The organism is Rathayibacter sp. PhB152 (assembly GCF_003751395.1).
GTDB classification, from domain to species: Bacteria; Actinomycetota; Actinomycetes; order Actinomycetales; family Microbacteriaceae; genus Rathayibacter; species Rathayibacter festucae.
Map to the genome: position 1 here is coordinate 21,382 of NZ_RJUT01000001.1, position 22,269 is coordinate 43,650.

Here is a 22,269-nt window from a genome sequence, read left to right on the forward strand (position 1 = left end):
GTCTAGCTACTTCCCGGGTTCGTCGTCCGCCGTGGCGTCGGCGTCGATCTCGTCGACCGCGGCACCCATCCGTCGGAGGAAGTTGACGACGACCTCGGCCTCGCCGGCATCGAGGTCCTCCGCGATCTCGAGCATCCGGCGGTGCATCTCCTGCAGCGTCTCGCGGACCTCCTGGTCGCTGTCGACCGTCGCCTCGACGACGATGCCGCGGCGGTCGCTCGGGTGGGGCTTGCGCACCAGGTGCCCGCTGCGGACGAGGCGGTCGATCAGGACGGTGGTCGACGCGGAGGAGATCGAGAGGTGCGCGGCGAGGTCCTTGGCGCTGACGAGGTCGCCCTCCCGCTGGCGCCGCAGCAGGAACTGGATCGCGATCAGGTCGGTCTCGCCCATCGCCATCTTCTCGCGCGTGCGGCGGCGCATCGCCACCTCGGAGACGCGGTACCCGCGCATCGCGCTGAGCACCTCGACGGCACGACGCGTCGAGGACTCGTCCGGGTACCAGTAGCCGGCGCCGCCCCGGACCGTCGTCTCGCTCATCCGGCCATCCTAGACTCGCGTGCAATCAGACCGTCTAGCGACCGGGGCCGGCGCCGGCGGCCCGCCCGCCTACGCTGGAGCGGTGACCGCCACCCTCGTCGCCAAGGGCCTCTCCGGAGGCTACGCGCACCGCACCCTGTTCGACCGCCTCGATCTCACGGTCGCCCCGGGCGACGTGGTCGGCGTCGTCGGCGCGAACGGCGCGGGCAAGTCCACCCTCCTGCGCATCCTCGCCGGCGAGACCGCCCCGCTCGAGGGCAGCGTCGTGCTCGCGCCCGGCGACGCCTTCGTCGGCTGGCTGCCGCAGGAGCACGAGCGCCGCGAGGGCGAGACCGTCGCCGCCTACATCGCCCGCCGCACGGGCGCCGCGGAGGCCTCGGCCGAGCTCGACGAGGCCGCCTCCGCGCTGGCCGAGCCCGACCCCGACGGCCGCATCGCCGACCGCTACGCGCTGGCCCTCGACCGCTGGCTGGCGAGCGGCGCCGCCGACCTCGACGAGCGGACCCCCGTCGTCCTCGCCGACCTCGGCCTCGCGCTCGACGCGACCGGGCGCACGAGCGGTGTGGCCGCCGACTCGCTGATGACCTCGCTCTCCGGCGGCCAGGCCGCCCGCGTCGGCCTCGCCGCCCTCCTGCTCTCCCGCTTCGACGTCGTGCTGCTCGACGAGCCCACCAACGACCTCGACCTCGACGGCCTCGAGCGGCTCGAGGCGTTCGTCCGCGGTCTGCGCGGCGGAGTGGTGCTCGTGAGCCACGACCGCGAGTTCCTCGCCCGCAGCGTCACCCGCGTGCTCGAGCTCGACCTCGCGCAGAACACCACCACCGTCTACGGCGGCGGCTACGACGCGTACCTCGAGGAGCGCGAGACCGCCCGCCGCCAGCGCCGCGAGAAGTACGAGGACTTCGCCGACAAGAAGGAGGACCTGGTCTCGCGCGCCCGCACCCAGCGCGAGTGGTCGAGCCAGGGCGTCCGCAACGCCATGAAGAAGGCGCCCGACAACGACAAGATCCGCCGCAAGGCCTCGGTCGAGTCGAGCGAGAAGCAGGCGCAGAAGGTCCGCCAGATGGAGAGCCGCATCGCCCGGCTCGAGGAGGTGGAGGAACCGCGCAAGGAGTGGCAGCTCGCCTTCACCATCGGCAGCGCCCCGCGCTCGAGCTCGGTCGTCTCGACCCTGAACGGCGCCGTGGCCCGGCGCGGCACCTTCACCCTCGGCCCGGTCTCGCTGCAGGTCGACGCGGGCGACCGCATCGGAATCACCGGTCCCAACGGCGCCGGCAAGTCGACGCTCCTGTCACTGCTGCTGGGCCGCTCCGCCCCGGAGGAGGGCGGCGCCTCGCTCGGCGCGAGCGTCGCGATCGGCGAGATCGACCAGGCGCGCGGGATGCTCGCCGCCGACGTGCCGCTCGCCGACGCCTTCGAGGCGCTCGTCCCGGAGTGGCCGACCGCCGAGGTGCGCACCCTGCTGGCGAAGTTCGGCCTCAAGGCCGACCACGTCTCGCGCCCCGTCGGCGAGCTCTCGCCCGGCGAGCGGACCCGCGCCGCCCTGGCGCTGCTGCAGGCGCGCGGCACGAACCTCCTCGTGCTGGACGAGCCGACCAACCACCTCGACCTCGCCGCGATCGAGCAGCTGGAGCAGGCGCTCGAGGCCTACGAGGGCACGCTGCTGCTCGTCACCCACGACCGCCGCATGCTCGAGACCGTGCAGCTGACCCGCCACTGGCACGTCGAAGCGGGCGTCGTCACCGAGCGCTGACCGTTCCTCCGCTCTCCAGAAGTCGTCGTACTCGACCCTCCGCTACGACAACTTCTGAGGAGTCGGTGCGCCCGGCGTCAGAGCGACGCCGCGCGCGCCAGCAGCAGGGCGCGGGTGCGCTCGTTGCCGGCCAGCGCGGCGGCCGTCGCGAGCTCGGCGCGCGCCTCCTCCCGCCTGCCGAGGCGCGCGAGCAGCTCGCCCCGCACGCTCGGCAGCAGGTGCGAGGCCCGCAGAGCGCCCTCGGACGCGAGCCGGTCGACGATCAGCAGCGCGGAGGCCGGACCGGTCGCCATCGACACCGCGACGGCGCGGTTGAGCTCGACGACCGGGCTCGGCGACACCCGCCCGAGGATCTCGTACAGCAGGACGATGCGCTCCCAGTCGGTCGCGGCGACACTCGGCGCGACCGCGTGGCACTCGGCGATCGCCGCCTGCAGCCCGTAGGACCCGCGACCCTTGCCCACGCGGTCGGCGCGGCGCAGCGCCTCCCGGCCGCGCTCGATCTGCCCGCGGTCCCAGCGGGTGCGGTCCTGATCCTCGAGCAGCACCGGCGAGCCGTCGGGCGCCGTCCGCGCCGCGAACCGCGAGGCCTGCAGCTCCATCAGGGCGAGCAGCCCGAGCACCTCGGGCTCGCGCGGGAGCAGCGCGGCGAGCACCCGCCCGAGCCGCAGCGCCTCCCCCGCCACCTCCGTGCGGAGCCAGCGATCGCCCGACGTCGCGGCGTAGCCCTCCGTGAAGATCAGGTAGACGACCCCGAGCACCGCGTCGAGCCGTCCCCGCCACTCCGCCGGGTCCGGCACCTCGAACGGCACGCCCGACGCCGCGAGCGACTTCTTCGCCCGGACGATGCGCTGCTGGACGGTCGCGACCGGCACCAGGAACAGCCGCGCGATCGCCTCCGTGCCGAGCCCGCCGACGAGCCGGAGCGTGAGCGCGATGCTCGCCTCCCGCGAGAGGACGGGGTGGCAGGCGGTGAAGACCAGCCGGAGCACGTCGTCCTCGATCGGCCGCCACTCGTCGTCGACGCTCTCCTCGAGGGTGCGCGCGAGGAGGCGGTAGCGCTCGTCGAGCGCCGTCCGCCGCCGCCAGCCGTCGATCGCCCGGCGCTTCGCCACGGCCGTCAGCCAGGCCCCGGCGTTGCGCGGGACGCCGGTCGTGGGCCACTGCTCGAGCGCCTCGACGAGCGCTTCCTGCGCCAGGTCCTCGGCCAGGCCGACGTCGCCCGTCACCCGGGCGAGCGTCCCGACGATGCGCGCGCTCTCGATCCGCCAGACGGCGTCGACCCGCGCCCGGGTCTCCTCCCCGGGAGGCGCCGGCGTCATGTCAGCCGTTCTCGGCGCGGGCCTTCTCGTCCTCGCGCCAGCCGGCCTCCTTCTGGAGGTACTCGTTGTCGGCGAAGTCCGCGAAGTCGCTCTCGTCGGTGACGCGGCGCACCTCCAGCTTGTTGCCGGGGACGAGCGGGCAGCGCAGCGCCCACTCCTTCGCCTCCTCCTTCGAGGACACCTGGATGATCCAGAAGCCGTTGAACAGCTCGTGCGTCTCGCCGTAGGGGCCGTCGGTGATCGCGGCGGGCTCGGAGGCGAAGTCGACGACGAACCCCGAGGTCGCGACGTCGTCGGCGAGTCCCTCGCCCGCGAGCAGGACGCCGGCGGTGATCATCGCCTCGTTGTACTGCCCCATCCGGGTGATGATCTCGTCGAACGGGATCGCCTCGTAGGCGGCCTTGGCGGCATCGGTCGCGCGCATGATCAGCATGTACTTCACGGTGGTCTCCTCGGGATTCGCGGGCGCCCTCTGCGCCCTCCTACTATCCCGTCGAACGGCGCCCGCCCACATCGACATCCCCGTGAAAGAAACCCGAACGAGTCGATGCCCCCGTGCTGGTCGAGCAGCCCCGCAGTGCTGACATCGTGCCGGTCGAGCAGCCCCGGACTGCCGTCATCATGCTGGTCGAGCAGCCCCGGACTGCCGTCATCATGCTGGTCGAGCAGCCCCGGACTGCCGTCATCATGCTGGTCGAGCAGCCCCGGACTGCCGTCATCATGCTGGTCGAGCAGCCCCGGACTGCCGTCATCATGCTGGTCGAGCAGCCCCGGACTGCCGTCATCATGCTGGTCGAGCAGCCCCGGACTGCCGTCATCATGCTGGTCGAGCAGCCCCGGAGGGGCGTATCGAGACCCACCACCCCCAGCACCCCGGCTCCGCAGACCACCCCGCGCCGCAGGTCACCCCACCGCGTCCAGCAGCACCCGCACCACGGCGGCCGAGCGGTCCGCCGCGTCGTCCACGTGCGCCTCGAACGACCCGGGCTCGCAGAGATCCGAGATCCCGCGCACCGACACGAACGGCAGCCCGTGCACGTACGCGGTCTGCGCGAGCGACACGGACTCCATGTCCGTCGCCAGCGCCCCGTCGTACAGTCCGCGCACCCGCGCCACATGGTCGCCCGAGACGAAGACGTCGCCCGACACGATCAGCCCGCGCCGCACCGTGATCGCTGCACCGCCCGGCATCGCCGCGTCGAGGTCCGCGGCGAGCGCCGGCGCGTGCCCGGAGTAGCGCGCCGGCATCCCCGGCACCTGCCCCATCGCGTAGCCGAACGCCTGCGCGTCCGCATCGGTCTGCACGAACTCGTCGCCGACGACCACGTCGCCGACGCGCACCTCGGCACCGAGTCCGCCCGCCGATCCGGCGCTGATCACCAGCGGCGCGCCCCCCACCCGGAGGACCGCCGCCGTCAGCCCGCCGGCCGCGTTCACGAGCCCCACGCCGGTGCGCACGAGCAGCACCGAGTGGCCGCCGACCTCGATCGACCACTGCAGGGCGTTGCCCACCGCGACCGGCTCCGGGGCGCCGCCCGCCGCCGCGAGGAACGGCTCGGCCTCCTCGTCCATCGCGACGAGGACGATCGCCTCGACCGCGCTCACGCGGTGACCTGCTCCCACTCGTCGCGCCGCGCGAGGAACGTGCGCGCCGCGTCCTGAGCGCCCTCGAGCGAGTGGTTCGCTCCCCAGCCGCACTGCGTCTCGTTGGCGGCGGGGACCTCGGTGGCCTCGGTGATGTCGCGGAGCGTCGACTCGACCAGGTCCAGCACCTCGGCGAGCTCGGGCTCGCCCTGCAGGATCAGGTAGAAGCCGGTCTGGCAGCCCATCGGCGAGAAGTCGACGACGCGGTCGGAGTGGTTGCGCGACTTCTCCGCGAACAGGTGCTCGAGCGAGTGCACGGTCGGCATCTCGAGGTGGCCGTGGTTGGGCTGAGTGAAGCGCACGTCGTACTTGACGAGGTGGTCCCCGGCCGGGAGCGTCTTCGCGTCGGCCAGGCGCACGTAGGGCGCGGCGACGGTGCGGTGATCGAGGTTGAACGACTCGACGTTCATGCGCGGCTGATCCACGGTGGTCTCCTTCTCCTGGGGTCCGTCCATTGTCCCCCGCGCCTCCGACAGCAGCCCGCGAGCCGATCCACTGCTATCGAGGTGAGGAAGCGCCTGTCGGCATCGGCGGCGAAGGGATGCCGAGCAGCGCCGGCGGCGTGTAGATCCCCGACGGCGTCTTCGGTGCCACCGCGGGTGCGGGGTGGCCGTGCACAGGTGCTTGACCCCTGGCGAGCGCCCCTTCAGTGGTCGTGGTCCGATCCGACATGCGATCCCTCCTTCTGCTGAGGACGAGCGGCGTCGAGCCATTCGACGACGGCTCCCTCCGGGACCGATACCCAGACGCCGCGACTCCCTTCGATCCTTCCACCGAAGGTCCCGTCGGCCAGGACCTCGAACTGCACTTCGACGAAGATGTCGCGAGACTGCGGATAGGTCGAGACGAAGCTCTTCACCGACATCCATCCGCCGACTCGGCGACCGTCGGGAAGCTGCACCTTCACCCAGGTATCGACCATGGTCTGCGCGACCTTGTCCCATGCCGTCGGGATGCTCTCATACGCCGTAGCCCGTCCGACCGGCAAGCGGATCCAGCGCCACTGCGGGCGTGCGAGCCATCGCCAGTCGGGGCGCCACCACCGCGGCCTGAAGTGCAGAACGAACGCCGCCGCGGACGGGATCAGTACCCCGAGCCCCAGCAGGTAGCCGCCGACGAGCCGGGGCTCCCGCTCGAAGGAGGCGCGTGGGTCGCTCGCGAAGGCCACCAGATCGTCGCCGAGGACGACGAGGTACACCGCATCGAGGACGACGCTCACGAGGACCGCATCGAAGACGCGAGTGCTCACGTTCTGGTCGGTCCATCGGAAGCCCCTGAGCCAGAGCCGCACCGCTGCGTAGAGCACGCCCGGCACGACCAGCGCGAGCAGGATCGCCACGCCGATGGCGCTGTCGGGGACGACCATGAGCTGCTCCTTCCGCGAAGTGGACTCCCGCAAGCGTGCCGCCGTTCTTCGGGCGAGGACGATTCCGGGACGCCGATCGGAGGAGAGTTCCTGGTTCCGGACCTTGTTGAGGAGTCTGTCTCGTCGGCGTCCCCCGTCCGACTCCCCACCGCCTCACTCCCTCGAGATCGACGGCGCACGCGCCGCGTCGAGCACGGACGCGGTCGATCAGCGGACCGGAGCACGGGCCGCACTGTTGGCGGCCATCGGCGCCGCAACGCTCGAGGACGCCGTGACCATCGCCCGCGGTCGTCCGCGGCTCGACGCGGCGGAGCCCGCCGGCCCGGTGTGGAAGGTGCGCTCGACCGGAGGGCTGGACCAGAAGGTGAGCCGGCTCGCGAAGAGCCGCGGCGTCAGCACGTCGCAGATCCTCCGCGAGGCCGCTGCCGCCTACGTCGAGGCGTCCTGATCCGGCGTCGCCGACACCGCTACCGCGCCGCCGCGTCCTCGCCCGGCACGAAGCGGTAGCCCATCCCCGCCTCCGTCAGCAGGAACCGCGGGTGCGCCGGGTCGGGCTCGAGCTTCTTACGGAGCTGCGCGAGGTAGAGCCGGAGGTAGCCGGTGTCGGTCACGTGGGTCGGCCCCCAGATCTCGTCGAGCAGCGAGCGCCGGGTGACCAGCTTGCCCGCGTTCCGCACGAGGATCTCCAGCACCTGCCACTCCGTCGGCGTGAGCCGCACCGCGGTACCGTCGCGCATCGCGCTCTTCGCCGCGAGGTCGACGGTCACGTCGCCGATCCGCACCGTCGGCTCGCCCTCGGCCGGCTGCACGCGCCGCGACAGGGCCCGGATGCGCGCGAGCACCTCGTCCATCGAGAACGGCTTGGTCACGTAGTCGTCGGCCCCCGCGTCGAGGGCGCCGACCTTGTCCGCCGAGCCGGTGCGCCCCGAGACGACCAGCACCGGCGCGCTCGTCCAGCCGCGCAGCGCCTGGATCACCTCGACCCCGTCGAGCCGCGGCATGCCGAGGTCGATCATGTAGAGGTCCGGCCGCTCGTCGATGGCGCGGTTGATCGCCTCGGTCCCGTCGCCCGCGGTGACCACGTCGTAGCCGCGGGCGGTCAGGGTGATCCGCAGCGCGCGCAGGATCTGCGGGTCGTCGTCGGCGATCAGGATCTTCATGCGGCTCCTCCCGAAGCATCGGCTCCCGCGGCCCGCCGCTCGGCGGCATCGGGCTCGGCGGCATCGTTCCGGGCGGCATCGGTCCGGGCGGCCGCATCGTCCGCCACCACCGGCAGCGTGACCACCATCGTCAGCCCGCCGCCCGGGGTGTCCTCGGCCTCGAGCGTCCCGCCCATCCCCTCGGTGAACCCCTTCGACAGCGCGAGCCCCAGCCCCAGCCCGGTCGTGTTGTCGTCGTCACCCAGGCGCTGGAACGGCACGAAGACCTCCTCCCGGCGCTCGGGCTCGATCCCGGGGCCGTGGTCGACGATCCGGATCTGCGCCGTGCCGCCGAAGACGCTGGTCGACACGCGCACCCGGGTCCCCTCCGGCGCGTAGCGCACCGCGTTCGCCAGGAGGTTCACCACGACCCGCTGCAGCAGCACGCCGTCGGCGAGCAGCTCCGGCCCGTCCGGATCCAGGTCGAGGTCGACCTCCCCCGGACCGAGCCCCAGCTCGTCGAGCGCGGGCAGCACGACATCGGCGGCATCCAGCGGCGCGAGTGACACAGCGAGCACTCCCGCCTCGAGCCGGGTCACGTCGAGCAGGTCGGTCACCAGCGCGCCCAAGGTGGTGAGGCTCTCGTCCGCGGTCGCGAGCAGCTCCGCCCGATCGTCCTCGCTCCACTCCACGTCGCGCGAGCGCAGCCCCGAGACGGCGGCGGTGGCGGCCGCCAGCGGCCGGCGCAAGTCGTGGCTGACCGCCGAGAGCAGGGCGCTGCGCATCCGGTCGGTCTCGGCCAGCGGAGCCAGCGAGCTCGCCGTCTCGCTCAGCGCCTCCCGCTCGAGCGCGGAGTCGAGCTGCGCGGCGACCACCTGCAGCAGCCGCCGCTCGCTGCCCTCCAGCTCCCGGCCGTGCAGCTCGAGCTCCGCCTGCGCGCCCACCGGGATCCGCACGGGCTCGCCCGCGGCCGTCGGCTCGCCGTCCGCGGCGACCACCGCGCCGTCCCGCACAAGCCGGACGCCGGTGAAGCCGAACGCCTCGCGCGCGCGCTCGAGGATCGCCTGCAGCGCACCCTGGCCGCGGATCACCCCGCCCGCGATCGTCGCGAGCAGCTCCGCCTCGGCTCCGGACCGCTTCGCCGCCCGGGAGCGCCGGGCCGCCCGGTCCACCACGGCGCTGACCAGCACCGCGTTCAGGACGTAGAGCGCGAGCGCGAGCTCGTGCAGCGGCTCGTCGACGGAGACCGTGTAGAGCGGATCGACGAAGAAGTAGTCGAGGGTCAGTCCCGAGAGGACGGCCGCGAACAGCGCCGGCCAGAGCCCGCCGACCAGCGCGACGAGCACCACGAGCAGCTGGTACGAGAGCACGTCGCTGGTGATCGACTCGTCGCTCCGCAGGCTCGCCATCAGCCAGGTGACCAGCGGCCCGCCGACCAGCGCGAGGGCCGTGCCGAGCAGCCGGCGCCGCAGCGTCAGCGCTCCGCCGAGGCGCGGCAGCACCGCCGCGCGACCGGCGGCCGAGTGGCTGACGATGTGCACGTCGATGTCGCCCGACTCGCGGATCACGGTCGCGCCGATCCCCGGAGTGAGCGCCGCGGCGAGGCGGCTGCGCCGGCTCACGCCGAGCACCAGCTGCGTGGCGTCCACGGAGCGGGCGAACGCGACGAGGGTGCGCGGCACGTCCTCGCCGACCACCTGGTGATAGCTGCCGCCGAGCGACTCGACGAGCGCGCGCTGCGCCGCGAGCACCTCGGGGCGCGGCGTCCGCAGTCCGTCCGGCGTCAGCACGTGCACGGCGAGCAGGTCGCCGCCGGAGGCGCGCGCGGCGATCCGCGCACCGCGCCGCAGCAGCGTCTCGCCCTCCGAGCCGCCGGTCAGCGTCACGACCACGCGCTCGCGGGCGGCCCAGGTGCTGTCGATGCCGTGCTCGCCGCGGTAGTCGCGGAGCGCGCTGTCGACCTCGTCCGCGAGCCAGAGCAGCGCCAGCTCGCGCAGCGCGGTGAGCGTGCCGAGGCGGAAGCGGTGCGAGAGCTCGGCGTCGATCCGCTCGGGTGGGAAGACGCGGCCCGCGGCGAGCCGGTCGCGCAGCGCCTGCGGAGCGAGGTCGACGAGCTCGATCCGGTCGGCGGCGCGGAGCACGGCGTCGGGGATCGTCTCGTGCGGCCGCGCCCCGGTGATCGCCTCGACGACGTCGTTCAGCGAGGCGATGTGCTGGATGTCGACGGTCGTGAGCACGGTGATGCCGGCGTCGAGGAGCTCCGCCACGTCCTCCCAGCGCTTCCGGTGCGACGAACCGGGAGCGTTGGTGTGCGCGAGCTCGTCGACCAGCGCGATGTCCGGTCGGCGGGCGAGCACCGCCGCCGGGTCCATCTCCTCGAGTCGCGCACCGCGGTGCAGCACCGCGCGCCGCGGGACGACCTCGAGGCCCTCGATCCTCGCGGCGGTCTCGGCGCGGCCGTGCGTCTCGACGACCGCGATCACGACGTCGCGGCCCTCGGCGGCGAGCCGGCCGCCCTCCTCGAGCATCGTGGACGTCGTGCCGACGCCGGGCGCCGCTCCGAGCAGCACGCGCAGGCGGCCCTTCGTCATGCTCCGGCCCCCACCCTCGGCTCGCGAGATCGGCTCCGGCACGCACGATCGCGGCGTTCCGGCGAGCCGAGGCTGATTCTACGAGCCCGAGGTGCGCCGCGAGCCTCAGCGCAGGCGGTACGCCTTCCAGAACTGGCGCATGGTCAGGCCGTACTCCTTGCGGAACAGCCGGGCTGCGGTCACGTACTCGTGCAGTCCGCACCGGGCGGCGAGCACCTCGAAGCCGTCGGGGTTGTCCGCCGCGCTGATCTCCGCGGCGAGCGCCGTCAGGCGGCTGGTCCGGATGTACTCGGAGAGGGTCGGACCGTCGCTCGCGAAGAGCCGGTGGATCGTGCGGGGACTGGTGTGGAAGACCTCGGCCAGGGTGCCGACGGTGAGGTCGCGCTGGGCGAGGTGGTCGCGCACGTAGCCCTCGACGTGCTCCCGGGAGAGCTTGATCCGATCGAGGTCGCCGACGGCGAGGTGCGACCGGTTCGCCAGCGACGCCTCGATCAACCCGGTCAGCTGCGCGAGCTGCGTGCGGAACGCGTCCGGCGAGATCGAGTCGTGCGAGGCGAGCTCGTGCGAGAGCGTCTGGAACAGGCGCATCAGTCGCGGCGGCGAGATCACCTCCACTCCGTAGAGCGGGACCGAGGCTCGGAAGCGCTCGCTCAGCTGATCGACCGGAATGCTGATGAAGACGCACTCGGTCACGTCGTAGGTCTCGGAGGACACCGGCTCGCCGCCGCCCGCGATGGCGATGGAGCCCCTGGTGAGGCGATAGCGCTGGGTGCCGACGGAGATGAAGCACTCACCCTCGATCAGCGCCACGATCTCGATGCGATTGCTTCTCGGGAATCCGAGGGAACTCGAATCCGGAGAGGTGAAGTAATTGGCGCGGGCAGTCAGCCGCTGAGCACTCACCTGATCGATGACCACTCGCTCCGACTCCGCCTCGAACGCCTCTCGACTCCGCGGATGGAATTCACCGACTCCCATCCACTCGCTGATCGCCTTCTCAGCGCCCGGGCCGCTGAAGCGCTGCCGATCGATGCGGCAGGGCGAGCTCGGCCTGAGGGGGGAGTCCGTGGACGGGAGGGTCTCTTTCATCACTGCTGTTCCATCTCGAGGATCGGCTACGAGCGCCCCGGAACGGGATCCGCTCGCCACACGTCCGCGACGGCAGGACATGTGAATTCTCAAAGCCACCACCTGCTCATCCGCACGGTGAACGGGGACTGCTGCAGGGTGACCGAGCGGTGAGTGTAACAGGAGAGAGGGTGCCGAATTCAAGTCCGGCGCCAATTGAGTGATTCCCCGCCGAATCAGCTGATCTCCGCCATCTTCGATTCCCCGTCTTTCCGCGGATGGATGTCTTTCTATACGCAAGCATCAACCTTTATATACGTCCTCATGAACGAAGAGCACTTTCAGGTTCCGGACATGGATCACTGAGCCTCATCAGCCGTTCCCGCCATCTCCGATGATCCGTGCCAGAGATTTCGGGACGCCGCGCGATCGGCTCACCATCGATGTCGACCCCGCGAAAACCGCTCTGCCGCCCACGAGGCCGGTTCAGATCGTCGTCCGCCGCGACCATCGCTCGCCCTCCCCACCCACGAAAGGGACACCCGAGAATGAGACCACGACTCCGCCGCCGCCTCCTGGCCGCCGCCGCCCTCGCCGCCGCTGTGGCCGTTCCGAGCGCCGTCGCCGTGGGCGGTGCCGCACCGGCCGCCGTCGCCGACACCGCGAGCGCCGTCCCCGACCTCCGCGTCTCCTACCTCCAGCTCGGAGCGACCGGCTCGCTGGCGCAGATCGATCCGGCCGGCATCGCCGCCTCGAACGTGATCGTGTTCGCCTTCGCCGACCCGGCGAGCAGCACGGCCGATCCCGCGACCCTCGCAGCGATGCAGAAGGTCATCGACCAGGAGGCGAAGGGCACGGTGAACCTGCTCAGCCTCGGCGGGCAGACCGTCACCCGGGACACCGTGAACACCGGCACGGCGAGCGCCGTCGGCTCCCGGCTGCTCGCGCAGATCGAGGACTACAACGCGAAGCTCTCCGGCGGGAGCATCACGGGCGTCGACCTCGACCTCGAGAACGGCATCGACGCCCCGACGATCAGCGCCCTCGGCGCGACCGTGAAGGGCGCGGGCCTCTCCCTCGCCGTCGCGCCGCAGGTCTACCTGAGCAGCGGGACCGAGGTGGACCCGGCCGCGCCCACGAACCTGACCCTCACCTCCGGTGTCCACGACGGCGCGAACGACCAGTTCGGTCCGCTCCTGAAGAGCGGCACGGTCGACTACCTGCTCGCCCAGACCTACAACACCGGCGGCTGGACGGTCGGCGGCGCCGCCGAGAAGGACCCCGGCTTCTTCAGCACGATCGCCCGCGCGCTGAACAGCGCGGTGCGGTCCGACTGCTCCGCCGCCACCTCGCTGTGCATCGGCGAGGGCACGAGGATCGTGATCGGCCAGGTCAGCAACGCCGGCGCCAGCGGCACCGCGAACAACGTCTTCGGCGGATCCGGCGCCGCCGCCTACGACCAGGCCGCGGTGCTCGCCGACCTCGCCGCGCAGTGGAAGGCGATGAAGGCGAAGCCCGAGCTCTACGGTCACGTGACCGGCGTGATGCAGTGGTCGCTCAACAACGACTACGCGCCCGCGGCCTGGGGCGACGCCTCGGCCGTCCCCGGCGCCTTCAGCGTCGCGCTCTTCGGGGCGACCGCGCCGGCACCGGCTCCGTACTTCATCCTCCAGGTGAGCAATACCGGCCCGGACAGCCCCGACTCGGGCGCCTACGCCTCGGCCACGCTCGTGGTCGACGGTCAGTACTGGATCTTCGGCAACAAGTGGGGCTCGGCACTGAGCCCGGGCACCAACGAGTCGTTCGGCACCTCGGCGTCCGCCAAGAACCCCGCGACCCCGTACGTGATCAACAGCAGCAGCCTCGACTCGATCTTCAGCGGCGGGAAGAAGTCCTTCACCACCTCGCAGGTGCTGATCAACGGCTACTCCGCGCAGAGCGACGTCGCCTCACCGGGTGAGCAGTACGCCTGCCCGGTCGGATCGGGCTACACGTTCGAGGCCGGGCACTCCTACAACGTGCAGGTCAACGCGAACTCGGGCTTCAAGTCCTGCGCCATCTCGAAGGTCAACTGACCCTTCCCGCACTCCTCGGGCGGGCCGCGCCGTTCCCACACTCCGCTGCGGCCCGCCCGAGGTCGCGACCGGACCCCTTCCGGTCGCCTTCCCGTCCTCCGCGTCGTCTCGACCCGGAGGATCACGAATGAGAGGAACACCCCCATGTCCCGTCACCTGCTCCCCAAGGCGATCGCCGGAGTCGTCCTCGTGGCCGGCGTCCTGACCGGCTGCGCGCCGGCCACCGGAACCGCCTCGCAGTCGTCCACGAGCTCCAGCTCCGCCGCCGCGAAGACCACGGCGCCGTCGACAGTCGCGCCGGCCGGCGAGAGCCGCGAAGGCGCGTTCGAGGGCCTCAACGGCAAGAAGGTCGCCGGCACCGCGACCGTGTCGGGAAAGACGGTCGACCTCAGCGGCTTCTCCTCCGACGAGGGCCCGGACCTGCACCTCTACCTGACGAACGGGACCGACGAGAAGGCCGTGAGCGCCGGAGTCGAGCTGGGCCCGGTCTCCTACGACACGAAGACCCAGAGCTTCGACGTGGGCGACGCCGCCGACTACACCTACGTCGTCGTGCACTGCGACAAGGCGAAGGCCGTCTTCGGCGCGGCGAAGCTCTCGTGACGCGGCCCGGGTGGCGCTGGGCGGCCGCGGCCCTGGGCACCGCCGTCCGCGTCGCTCTGGGCCTGCTCTGGATCAACGAGGGCGCGATCAAGCTGCGATCCGGATTCGGGGCCTCCGACATCCTCCTCGTCGCCGACGGCGCCGCGGAGAACGGGCGGGTGCCCGACTACTTCCAGCTCTTCGCGTCGACGATCCTGCACGATCAGGCCGGTCTCTTCGGCTTCGTCACGCCGCTCGTCGAGATCGGGCTGGGCGTCGCGCTGATCGCGGGGATCCTCACCGCGCCGGCCGCGCTCGCCTCGCTCGCGACGCTGCTGATGTACTGGTCGGCCGATCAGCTCATCGACGAGTACCCGGTGATGGCGCTGCTCTCGGGCCTCGTCCTCGCCTTCGCGGAGACCTGCTCGCGGATCTCCGCGACCGGTCTCCTCGTCCGCATCCTGCGGACCCGGAACCGCACCCTGGCCGGCGTCCTGGAGCGGCCGGGCCTGCGCCGCTGGCTCTGACGACGGCGCTGCAGAACACGGGGACCCCGGAACGAGCTCGCCTCGTGCCCGGGGTCCCCTCTTTCATGTCTCCTCCTGAGAGCGGTCTCACCCAGCACTGGCGCGGAGGCACCGGGGGAAGGTCACGGTTCGGCAACGCCGCGGATCGATCTTCCGTCGCGCTTTACAGACCGGTGCACGCGCAATATGTTGTCTCCGTGGACAAAGCCCCTCGGGGCTCCCCGCCCCTCCCGGGCGACGACACGACGACGTGCTCCCACCTGCACGCTCTCGCGCCGTCCTCATCCTCGGACACTGCTTTCAGAGAGGAATGCACTCCATGAAGTTCTCCCGCAGCATCACCACGCTGGCCGCCGCCGGCATCATCTCCCTCGGCCTCGCGGCCTGCTCCGCCAGCCCCGCCAACTCGGGTGGCGCCGCTGCCGGCGCGGGCGCCGAAGGCGACTGCACCGTCGGCATCTCGATGCCCACCCGCAGCCTCGAGCGCTGGATCAACGACGGCGAGGGCCTCCAGTCCCAGCTCGAGGGCGACGGCTGCACCGTCGACCTGCAGTACGCCGACAACAAGACCGACCAGCAGATCTCGCAGATCCAGAACCAGATCGCCGGCGGCTCGAAGATCCTGGTCGTCGCGGCCATCGACGGCGAGGCGCTCGCCCCCGTCCTCGCCGAGGCGAAGAAGCAGAACGCGACCGTCATCGCGTACGACCGCCTGATCAACGGCACCGCCGACGTCGACTACTACGCGACGTTCGACAACTACAAGGTCGGCCAGCTCCAGGGCCAGTACATCGAGTCGACCCTCGACCTCGCCAACGCCGCGGGTCCCTTCACCCTCGAGCCCTTCGCCGGCAGCCCCGACGACAACAACGCCAAGTTCTTCTTCTCCGGCGCCTGGGACGTCCTGCAGCCCTACATCGAGAGCGGCAAGCTCGTCGTGCCGTCCGGCAAGTCGCCCGCCTCGGACGACGACTGGGCCTCGATCGGCATCCAGGGCTGGGCCTCGGACAAGGCGCAGTCCGAGATGGACAACCGCCTCTCCTCCTTCTACACCGGTGACCAGAAGGTCGACGTGGTGCTCTCCCCCAACGACAGCCTGGCGATCGGCATCGAGGCCTCGCTGAAGTCCGCCGGCTACGCGCCCGGCGCCGACTACCCGATCATCACCGGGCAGGACGCCGACAAGGCCAACGTCAAGGCGATCCTCGCCGACGAGCAGTCGATGACGGTCTGGAAGGACACCCGCACCCTCGGCGACCGCGTCTTCCAGATGGTGCAGTCGATCGTCGCGGGCGAGGAGCCCGAGGTCAACGACACCGAGACGTACGACAACGGCGAGAAGGTCGTCCCGTCCTACCTCCTCGAGCCGCAGGTCGTCGTCAAGGACGACGTGCAGTCGGTCCTCGTCGACTCCGGCTTCCTCACGGCCGGCGACGTCGGACTCTGATCGGTCGGGCGGGGCAGGGGAGGAGTGATCCTCCCCCACCCCGCCCTTCTCCCCCTTCTTCCCCTCGAAGCCCATCCTCTGCACAACGAAGTGAGGCCCTGTTGGCCAGTCCCATCCTCATCATGCGCGACATCGTCAAGGAGTTCGGCGGCGGTGTCCGCGCCCTCGACGGCGTCTCGCTCTCGGTCCAGCCGGGCGAGGTCCACGCCATCTGCGGCGAGAACGGCGCCGGCAAGTCGACGCTCATGAAGGTCCTCTCGGGCGTCTACCCCGTCGGCAGCTTCGAGGGCTCGATCGAGTTCGAGGGCCGCCAGGCGCAGTACCGCTCGATCAACGACAGCGAGGCCGACGGCGTCGTCATCATCCACCAGGAGCTCGCGCTGAGCCCCTACCTCTCGATCGCCGAGAACATCTTCCTCGGCAACGAGAAGTCCACCCGCGGCGTCATCAACTGGAACGCCACGAACGCGGAGGCGGCCAAGCTGCTCGCCCGGGTCGGCCTCGCCGAGAGCCCGGCGACGAAGATCCTCGAACTGGGCGTCGGCAAGCAGCAGCTCGTCGAGATCGCCAAGGCCCTCGCGAAGGAGGTGAAGCTCCTCATCCTCGACGAGCCCACCGCCGCGCTCAACGACGAGGACAGCGACCACCTGCTCGGCCTGATCGACCAGCTGCGCCGCCAGGGCATCACCTGCATCATCATCAGCCACAAGCTGAAGGAGATCCGCGCCATCGCGGACACCGTGACGATCATCCGCGACGGCCGCACCATCGAGAGCTTCGCGATGGCCGGCGAGGACGCCTCGGAGAGCCGGATCATCCGCGCGATGGTCGGCCGCGACCTCAACAGCATGTTCCCGCCGCGCGATCCGCAGATCGGCGAGGAGAAGCTCCGCGTCGAGAACTGGACGGTCCACCACCCGGTCGACATCAATCGCGTGGTCGTCGAGGACGCCTCCTTCACCGTGCGGGCCGGCGAGATCGTCGGCTTCGCGGGGCTGATGGGCGCCGGGCGCACCGAGCTCGCGATGAGCATCTTCGGCCGCAGCTACGGCACCGGCATCTCGGGCCGCGTCTTCAAGGACGGCAAGGAGATCCAGACGCGCACCGTCGAGGAGGCGATCCGCAACGGCCTCGCCTACGCGACCGAGGACCGCAAGCGCTACGGCCTCAACCTCATCGGCGACATCACCGTCAACGTGTCGGCCGCGGCGCTCTCGCGACTCGCCCGCCTCGGCGTGATCGACAAGCACCGCGAGTACAAGGTCGCCGACTCGTACCGCTCGAAGATGAACATCAAGGCCCCGAGCGTCTCCGCCGTCACCGGCAAGCTCTCGGGCGGCAACCAGCAGAAGGTCGTCCTCTCGAAGTGGATCTTCTCGGGCCCGGACGTGCTGATCCTCGACGAGCCCACCCGCGGCATCGACGTGGGAGCCAAGTACGAGATCTACGGCATCATCAACGAGCTCGCGGCCCAGGGCAAGGCGGTCGTCGTCATCTCGTCCGAGCTGCCCGAGCTGATCGGGCTGGCCGACCGGATCTACACCATCTCCGAGGGGCGCATCACGGGCGAGATCGACCGTGCCGACGCCACCCAGGAGCACCTCATGCACTACATGACCGCCGGAAAGGAACAGGCCCGATGAGCGCCACGACCACGACAGCCCCGAGCGGAACGCCGGCGAGCACGCCGTCGACGCCGCCCAAGCGGGCGCGCCGACTGAACATCAACCTCCGCCAGTACGGCATCCTCGCCGCCCTCGCGATCATCATCCTGCTCTTCCAGGTCCTGACGAACGGCCGGCTGCTGCTGCCGGGCAACGTCAACAACCTGATCCAGCAGAACGCCTACGTGCTGATCCTCGCGATCGGCATGGTGATGGTGATCATCGCCGGCCACATCGACCTCTCGGTCGGCTCGGTCGTCGCGATGGTCGGCGCCATCTCCGCGATCGCGATGAACAACTGGGGCCTGCCCTGGTGGGCCGCCGTGATCGTCGCCCTGGTCACCGGTGCCGCCGTCGGCGCCTGGCAGGGCTTCTGGGTCGCGTTCGTCGGCATACCGGCGTTCATCGTGACCCTCGCGGGCATGCTGATCTTCCGCGGCTTCACCCTGGTCCTGCTCACCGGCGGCACGATCAACGGCCTGCCCACCGAGTTCACCGCGATCGGCGCGGGCTGGCTGCCGGGCGTCCTCGGCGGCATCGCCGGCCGCGACGCGCTCACCCTGGTGCTGGGGCTGCTCGTCTGCGTCGCCCTCGTCGTGCAGCAGGTGCGCACCCGCGCCACGCTGCGCCGTCTCGAGCTCCCGCGCGAGCCGATCGCGTCCTTCTATGTGAAGGCCGTCGTCGCGGTCGTCGCGATCATGGCCCTCGCCTGGCTGCTCGCGGGCTACAGCGGCACGCCGATCATCCTGATCGTGCTCGCGGTGCTGATCCTCGCCTACAGCTTCGTGCTCGGCCGGACGGTCTTCGGCCGCCACATCTACGCGATGGGCGGCAACCTGTTCGCCGCGATGATGTCGGGCGTGAAGACGAAGTGGGTCAACTTCTTCATCTTCGTCAACATGGGCGCGCTGGCCGGTGTCGCCGGCATCGTCAGCACGGCACGCGCGGGCGGCGCCGTCGCCTCCGCCGGTCAGAACTACGAGCTCGACGCGATCGCCGCGGTCTTCATCGGCGGCGCGGCCGTCCAGGGCGGCGTCGGCACGGTGGTCGGCGCGGTCATCGGCGGTCTGGTGATGGGCGTGCTCAACATGGGCCTGTCGATCCTCTCCGTCGACGCCGCGTGGCAGATGGCGATCAAGGGCTTCGTGCTCCTGCTGGCCGTCGCGTTCGACATCTTCAACAAGAGGAGGGCGGGCGGGCGCTAGCCTTCTCTCCTCCCTGCACCGTGCTCGGGCGCGTGCTCTCTCCACGGAGGGCCCGCGCCCGAGCGCATCCCCGGACCGGTGCCCCATCGCGCCGACGAGAGGCTGAGCAGCATGGCAGGAGCAGTCGGAGCATCGAGCAACGCTCTGCTCCGTCGGCACAACCTCGCCGCCATCGCGACCCTGGTGCACCGCTCCGGACCGATCAGCCGCGCCGAGCTGGGCCGCCTGACCGGCCTGAACCGCTCGGCGGTCGCCAACCTCGTCGGCGAGCTGAGCGAGCTCGGCTGGGTGGAGGAGGAGACCACCGCCTCCGACGGCCGCATCGGCCGCCCGAGCGCGACCGTCGTCCCCGGCCTCACCTTCGCGATGGTCGGCGTCCACCTCGACACCGACGCGATCATCGTCGGCCTGGTCGGCCTGCACGGGGACCTCCTCCGCCGCGTCCGCTTCGACACCCCGAAGCCGGCGAGCCCGTCGACCGTCGTCCGCGTGGTCAGCGGCATCGTGGCCGGCTTCCGCGCCGAGCGGGAGACCCATCGCGTCCTCCTCGGCGCCGGCGTCGCCGTGCCGGGCCTCGTGCAGGCCGACTCGGGCTTCGTGCACCGCGCGCCGCACCTGGGCTGGCGCGACGTCGACCTCGCGTCGCAGCTCAGCCGCGCGCTCGACCTCCCCGTCTCGGTCGGCAACGACGCCACGCTCGGCGCGATCGGCGAGTCGCTGTTCGGAGCCGCACGGGGCGTCGCCGACGTCGTCTACGTGACCGGCGGCGCCAGCGGCATCGGCGGCGGCGTGATCATCGGCGGCGTCCCGCTGCAGGGCTCCTCGGGGTTCGCCGCCGAGCTCGGCCACACCCTCGTCGCCGCGAACGGCCGCCTCTGCGGCTGCGGGCGGCACGGCTGCCTCGAGGCGGAGGTCCGGATGCGCTCCCTCCTCGACGTGCTCGGCGCCCGCGTCCTCGATCAGGACGAGCTCGACATCGCGCTCGGCACCTCCCGCGACCCCGCCGTCCTCGGCGAGGTGGCCCGCCAGGTCGACCTGCTCGCCGAGGGCCTCTCGACCTACATCAACCTCTTCAACCCGACCGCGGTCGTCCTCGGCGGCTTCCTCGGCTCGCTGCTCACCGTCGACCGCGAGCGCCTGGCGGCCCGCGTCTCGGCGCGCGCCCTCAGCGACCTCGCCCGCGGCGTCCGGATCGAGCGCGCGGCCCTGCGCTCGAGGCTGGAGCTGGTGGGGGCCGCGGAGCTACCCTGGCGTCGCGCGCTCGCGGATCCCGCGGCGGCGGTCGGCGGCTCGGAGCCGCCTCCCGCGTCCGGCCCTGGCTCGCGGACGGACGCCCTCGGCGCCCGCGCCTGAAACCGACGTCGAGGAGCACGAGCATGGCCGACTTCAACGAGCAGATCATCGCGGAGTTCCGCGCGAACGGCGGGACGGTGACGACCGCGGGCTTCGGCCGCAGCCTCGTCCTCGTGCACCACACCGGCGCGCGATCCGGCGAGGAGCGCATCGCCCCGCTGATGGGCCTGCACCCCTCCGACGACGTCTGGCTGATCGCCGCCTCCGCCGCCGGCGCCCCGAAGCACCCGGCCTGGTTCCACAACCTCGAGGCGAACCCCGACACCGTGATCGAGACCCCCGACGACGGCACCGTCCCCGTCCGCGCCCGCACCCTCGAGGGCGCCGAGCGCGACGCCGGCTGGAAGCGCTTCACCGACGCCTCCGAAGGCTTCAAGGGCTACGAGGCCAAGACCACCCGCACCATCCCCGTCGTCGAACTCACCCGCCGCTGACCCCGTCCTTCCCTCTCGCGAGATGCCACTTGTGCACGCGACACGCCGTGAAAAGCGTGCACAAGTGGCATCTCGCGGGGGGCGCCGGGCGTCAGCGGAAGGGGACCGGGACCGCGTCGGGGGTCGACCAGCGGAGGGCGAGCCGCTCGCGGAAGCCGTCGCGCCGCAGCTCCGCCTCGAGGGCGTCGATGACGATCGGCAGCAGCGCGCGGCGCTCCACCAGCACGTCGAGCACCAGCTCGGCGCCGTCCGTGAGGAGCACCGAGCCGACCTCGGGCAGCACCGCGATCCACTGACGCCCGCCCACCTGCACGTGCCGGTGCCGGCGGAGTCGGCGCAGCAGCTCGGGCAGCGCCCTCGAGTCGAGGCCGCCGACGTCGGCGCGGAGAGCGATCATGCGCCGACAGTGCCCGCCCGCGGCATCCGCCCGGTGAACACGCGCCCCTCCCCCGGTGTCCCGGCGTCGTCGGCATTCCCTGACGGCCGTCATCGGCTTTCGCCCTGCTCCCCCGATCGCCCTGTGGTCTCGACGGAACCGGGATCGTCCGACGTGTCCGCGGACGAGGAGGCGAATGCACGACCCCGTTAGGAGAAAGGCACCTCCTGGTACAGACCCAGGGTCGGCTGCCGGTTCATGTGATCGGTCACTCGCACGCCCCCAGCCCGTTCACCTGCCGGTCCGAGGTAGCGGTGCTCCAACAGCCTCAATCGCGCTCCGTACCGCAGGCGAACGGCCTCGAACTCCGGGGTGATGTGGACGTTGTCGAGGAGGGAGGAGCAGTACCCCGCGCAGGCCATGGGGAAGAGCAGAGCGGAGACGACGATGTCCGAGAGCTGCAGAACGACGTGCGCATCACTGTGGCCGAACAGCGGCGACTCCACCAGGTGCGGGAAGGAGTCTCCGCCCGACTTGAAGCGCTTGGTCGTGATCCGGTGAACACTCGGCACGTTCTTGCTCTTCGTGCGGGCGTCGAGGATCACCTGTCCCGGTGTCTCCGCAGCCCGCAGCGCGACTTCGAACTGCTCCGTGATCCATGCGATGGAGTCCGAGTACACCCATCGCCGCAGAGGCTTCTCGCCCTTGACGCTCACATCGCCGACGATCGTCACATGGTGCTCCTCCAGCAGCTCGAGCACATCGTCGAGAACTCCGAAGGCGCGACGACGCGGGCGCCTGGACCCGGAGCGGATGTCCTTCCGGAGCTCGCTCCCCTTCATCTCGAAGCGGATGACGTCCGAGAGCTTCGCATCGTCGGCACTGAGACTGGTGTTGTACTTCTTCTTGATCTGGAGGAACCGCCAGATCAAGGACTTCGCCATCCGATGCTCGACGACCAGGCCGGCGATCACCAGTACAGGCGGATCCGTCGACGTCCTGAGCGCCGCTTCATCCCCGGACTCGTCGATGTAGCAGAGCAGCAAGCGATTCCCTCCCTGGAACCATCGACGCGGAAACAACTACAGCCACCTCGCGGACGAGATGGCTGTAGGACTTGCCGCACTGAGTGCGGCGGACGCTTGACGCACCGGTCACACTGCCATGGTCGGCATCTCGGATCAAG

Annotated in this window: 21 protein-coding genes; 10 read left to right on the forward strand and 11 right to left on the reverse strand. The window is 71.2% G+C overall.

Features of this window, described 5'->3' with window-relative positions; genetic code table 11:
- Positions 1–6: 6 nt before the first annotated feature.
- A complete protein-coding gene (locus EDF36_RS00095; protein ID WP_123706087.1) occupies positions 7–537 on the reverse strand; it encodes a MarR family winged helix-turn-helix transcriptional regulator in 531 nt (176 codons plus the stop codon).
- An 82-nt stretch (positions 538–619) separates the two neighbouring features.
- On the opposite strand from EDF36_RS00095, the gene EDF36_RS00100 reads away from it, so the two are divergent.
- On the forward strand, positions 620–2,290 hold the full coding sequence (locus EDF36_RS00100) for an ABC-F family ATP-binding cassette domain-containing protein (RefSeq protein ID WP_123731410.1): 1,671 nt from the start codon (positions 620–622) through the stop codon (positions 2,288–2,290).
- A 77-nt stretch (positions 2,291–2,367) separates the two neighbouring features.
- On the opposite strand, the gene EDF36_RS00105 is transcribed toward EDF36_RS00100, so the two are convergent.
- From EDF36_RS00105 to EDF36_RS00130, 5 genes are all read right to left on the reverse strand, one after another.
- Positions 2,368–3,612, reverse strand: coding sequence for an RNA polymerase sigma factor (locus EDF36_RS00105; protein WP_123731411.1), 1,245 nt, complete (start codon positions 3,610–3,612; stop codon positions 2,368–2,370).
- A 1-nt stretch (position 3,613) separates the two neighbouring features.
- Positions 3,614–4,054 (reverse strand): YciI family protein, encoded by a 441-nt coding sequence (locus EDF36_RS00110; RefSeq protein ID WP_123706090.1) that lies wholly within the window; start codon positions 4,052–4,054, stop codon positions 3,614–3,616.
- A 461-nt stretch (positions 4,055–4,515) separates the two neighbouring features.
- Positions 4,516–5,217: a 5'-methylthioadenosine/S-adenosylhomocysteine nucleosidase gene (mtnN, locus tag EDF36_RS00120; RefSeq protein ID WP_123731413.1), complete on the reverse strand. Its 702-nt coding sequence runs from the start codon at positions 5,215–5,217 to the stop codon at positions 4,516–4,518.
- The gene (locus EDF36_RS00125; protein WP_123706246.1) at positions 5,214–5,666 is read right to left on the reverse strand and encodes an S-ribosylhomocysteine lyase; all 453 of its coding nucleotides are present in this window, start codon (positions 5,664–5,666) and stop codon (positions 5,214–5,216) included. Before EDF36_RS00125 ends, mtnN begins: the two co-directional genes overlap by 4 nt.
- A 236-nt stretch (positions 5,667–5,902) precedes the next feature.
- Positions 5,903–6,622: a DUF6338 family protein gene (locus EDF36_RS00130; protein ID WP_123706092.1), complete on the reverse strand. Its 720-nt coding sequence runs from the start codon at positions 6,620–6,622 to the stop codon at positions 5,903–5,905.
- Positions 6,623–6,893: 271 nt separating this feature from the next.
- Here EDF36_RS00130 and EDF36_RS21045 point away from each other — a divergent pair, with 271 nt between their 5' ends.
- The gene (locus EDF36_RS21045) at positions 6,894–7,070 is read left to right on the forward strand and encodes a ribbon-helix-helix protein, CopG family (protein WP_185020311.1); all 177 of its coding nucleotides are present in this window, start codon (positions 6,894–6,896) and stop codon (positions 7,068–7,070) included.
- 19 nt (positions 7,071–7,089) lie between these two features.
- On the opposite strand, the gene EDF36_RS00140 is transcribed toward EDF36_RS21045, so the two are convergent.
- The 3 genes from EDF36_RS00140 to EDF36_RS21050 form a co-directional block, all read right to left on the reverse strand.
- Positions 7,090–7,782 carry a response regulator gene (locus EDF36_RS00140; protein ID WP_123731415.1) on the reverse strand — a complete coding sequence of 231 codons (693 nt, stop codon included), beginning with the start codon at positions 7,780–7,782 and terminating at the stop codon, positions 7,090–7,092.
- Positions 7,779–10,352: an ATP-binding protein gene (locus tag EDF36_RS00145; RefSeq protein ID WP_123731416.1), complete on the reverse strand. Its 2,574-nt coding sequence runs from the start codon at positions 10,350–10,352 to the stop codon at positions 7,779–7,781. Before EDF36_RS00145 ends, EDF36_RS00140 begins: the two co-directional genes overlap by 4 nt.
- A 105-nt stretch (positions 10,353–10,457) precedes the next feature.
- Positions 10,458–11,522, reverse strand: a complete 1,065-nt coding sequence (locus tag EDF36_RS21050; RefSeq protein ID WP_123731417.1) for a helix-turn-helix domain-containing protein — start codon at positions 11,520–11,522, stop codon at positions 10,458–10,460.
- A 446-nt stretch (positions 11,523–11,968) separates the two neighbouring features.
- Here EDF36_RS21050 and EDF36_RS00155 point away from each other — a divergent pair, with 446 nt between their 5' ends.
- The 8 genes from EDF36_RS00155 to EDF36_RS00190 all read left to right on the forward strand — a co-directional run bounded on the left by EDF36_RS00155 (position 11,969) and on the right by EDF36_RS00190 (position 20,707).
- Complete coding sequence (locus EDF36_RS00155; RefSeq protein ID WP_123731418.1) at positions 11,969–13,495, forward strand: hypothetical protein; 1,527 nt, start codon at positions 11,969–11,971, stop codon at positions 13,493–13,495.
- A gap of 144 nt (positions 13,496–13,639) precedes the next feature.
- Positions 13,640–14,098: a DM13 domain-containing protein gene (locus EDF36_RS00160; protein ID WP_123447228.1), complete on the forward strand. Its 459-nt coding sequence runs from the start codon at positions 13,640–13,642 to the stop codon at positions 14,096–14,098.
- Positions 14,095–14,604 (forward strand): DoxX family membrane protein, encoded by a 510-nt coding sequence (locus EDF36_RS00165; RefSeq protein WP_185020312.1) that lies wholly within the window; start codon positions 14,095–14,097, stop codon positions 14,602–14,604. Before EDF36_RS00160 ends, EDF36_RS00165 begins: the two co-directional genes overlap by 4 nt.
- A gap of 319 nt (positions 14,605–14,923) precedes the next feature.
- Positions 14,924–16,051, forward strand: a complete 1,128-nt coding sequence (gene chvE, locus EDF36_RS00170; RefSeq protein ID WP_372487834.1) for a multiple monosaccharide ABC transporter substrate-binding protein — start codon at positions 14,924–14,926, stop codon at positions 16,049–16,051.
- Between the two features lie 122 nt (positions 16,052–16,173).
- The gene (gene mmsA, locus EDF36_RS00175; protein ID WP_123447230.1) at positions 16,174–17,694 is read left to right on the forward strand and encodes a multiple monosaccharide ABC transporter ATP-binding protein; all 1,521 of its coding nucleotides are present in this window, start codon (positions 16,174–16,176) and stop codon (positions 17,692–17,694) included.
- Complete coding sequence (mmsB, locus tag EDF36_RS00180) at positions 17,691–18,920, forward strand: multiple monosaccharide ABC transporter permease (protein ID WP_123447231.1); 1,230 nt, start codon at positions 17,691–17,693, stop codon at positions 18,918–18,920. Before mmsA ends, mmsB begins: the two co-directional genes overlap by 4 nt.
- A gap of 111 nt (positions 18,921–19,031) precedes the next feature.
- Complete coding sequence (locus EDF36_RS00185) at positions 19,032–20,273, forward strand: ROK family transcriptional regulator (RefSeq protein WP_123447232.1); 1,242 nt, start codon at positions 19,032–19,034, stop codon at positions 20,271–20,273.
- Between the two features lie 23 nt (positions 20,274–20,296).
- Positions 20,297–20,707: a nitroreductase/quinone reductase family protein gene (locus tag EDF36_RS00190; RefSeq protein WP_123731420.1), complete on the forward strand. Its 411-nt coding sequence runs from the start codon at positions 20,297–20,299 to the stop codon at positions 20,705–20,707.
- A gap of 91 nt (positions 20,708–20,798) precedes the next feature.
- On the opposite strand, the gene EDF36_RS00195 is transcribed toward EDF36_RS00190, so the two are convergent.
- Positions 20,799–21,104 carry a hypothetical protein gene (locus EDF36_RS00195; protein WP_123706100.1) on the reverse strand — a complete coding sequence of 102 codons (306 nt, stop codon included), beginning with the start codon at positions 21,102–21,104 and terminating at the stop codon, positions 20,799–20,801.
- Positions 21,105–21,292: 188 nt separating this feature from the next.
- The gene (locus EDF36_RS00200; RefSeq protein ID WP_185020313.1) at positions 21,293–22,129 is read right to left on the reverse strand and encodes a DUF3800 domain-containing protein; all 837 of its coding nucleotides are present in this window, start codon (positions 22,127–22,129) and stop codon (positions 21,293–21,295) included.
- Between the last annotated feature and the right edge of the window lie 140 nt (positions 22,130–22,269).

What these genes read in the sequence shown, in the direction of transcription:
- EDF36_RS00155 (WP_123731418.1), top strand. Translation starts at nt 11,969, where the DNA reads ATGAGACCACGACTCCGCCGCCGCCTCCTGGCCGCCGCCGCCCTCGCC.
- EDF36_RS00195 (WP_123706100.1), bottom strand. Translation starts at nt 21,104, where the DNA reads ATGATCGCTCTCCGCGCCGACGTCGGCGGCCTCGACTCGAGGGCGCTG.
- chvE (WP_372487834.1), top strand. Translation starts at nt 14,924, where the DNA reads ATGAAGTTCTCCCGCAGCATCACCACGCTGGCCGCCGCCGGCATCATC.
- mmsB (WP_123447231.1), top strand. Translation starts at nt 17,691, where the DNA reads ATGAGCGCCACGACCACGACAGCCCCGAGCGGAACGCCGGCGAGCACG.
- EDF36_RS00130 (WP_123706092.1), bottom strand. Translation starts at nt 6,622, where the DNA reads ATGGTCGTCCCCGACAGCGCCATCGGCGTGGCGATCCTGCTCGCGCTG.
- EDF36_RS00185 (WP_123447232.1), top strand. Translation starts at nt 19,032, where the DNA reads ATGGCAGGAGCAGTCGGAGCATCGAGCAACGCTCTGCTCCGTCGGCAC.
- EDF36_RS00160 (WP_123447228.1), top strand. Translation starts at nt 13,640, where the DNA reads ATGTCCCGTCACCTGCTCCCCAAGGCGATCGCCGGAGTCGTCCTCGTG.
- EDF36_RS00190 (WP_123731420.1), top strand. Translation starts at nt 20,297, where the DNA reads ATGGCCGACTTCAACGAGCAGATCATCGCGGAGTTCCGCGCGAACGGC.
- EDF36_RS00140 (WP_123731415.1), bottom strand. Translation starts at nt 7,782, where the DNA reads ATGAAGATCCTGATCGCCGACGACGACCCGCAGATCCTGCGCGCGCTG.
- EDF36_RS21050 (WP_123731417.1), bottom strand. Translation starts at nt 11,522, where the DNA reads ATGTCCTGCCGTCGCGGACGTGTGGCGAGCGGATCCCGTTCCGGGGCG.
- EDF36_RS00105 (WP_123731411.1), bottom strand. Translation starts at nt 3,612, where the DNA reads ATGACGCCGGCGCCTCCCGGGGAGGAGACCCGGGCGCGGGTCGACGCC.
- EDF36_RS00145 (WP_123731416.1), bottom strand. Translation starts at nt 10,352, where the DNA reads ATGACGAAGGGCCGCCTGCGCGTGCTGCTCGGAGCGGCGCCCGGCGTC.
- EDF36_RS00095 (WP_123706087.1), bottom strand. Translation starts at nt 537, where the DNA reads ATGAGCGAGACGACGGTCCGGGGCGGCGCCGGCTACTGGTACCCGGAC.
- EDF36_RS00125 (WP_123706246.1), bottom strand. Translation starts at nt 5,666, where the DNA reads ATGAACGTCGAGTCGTTCAACCTCGATCACCGCACCGTCGCCGCGCCC.
- mmsA (WP_123447230.1), top strand. Translation starts at nt 16,174, where the DNA reads ATGCGCGACATCGTCAAGGAGTTCGGCGGCGGTGTCCGCGCCCTCGAC.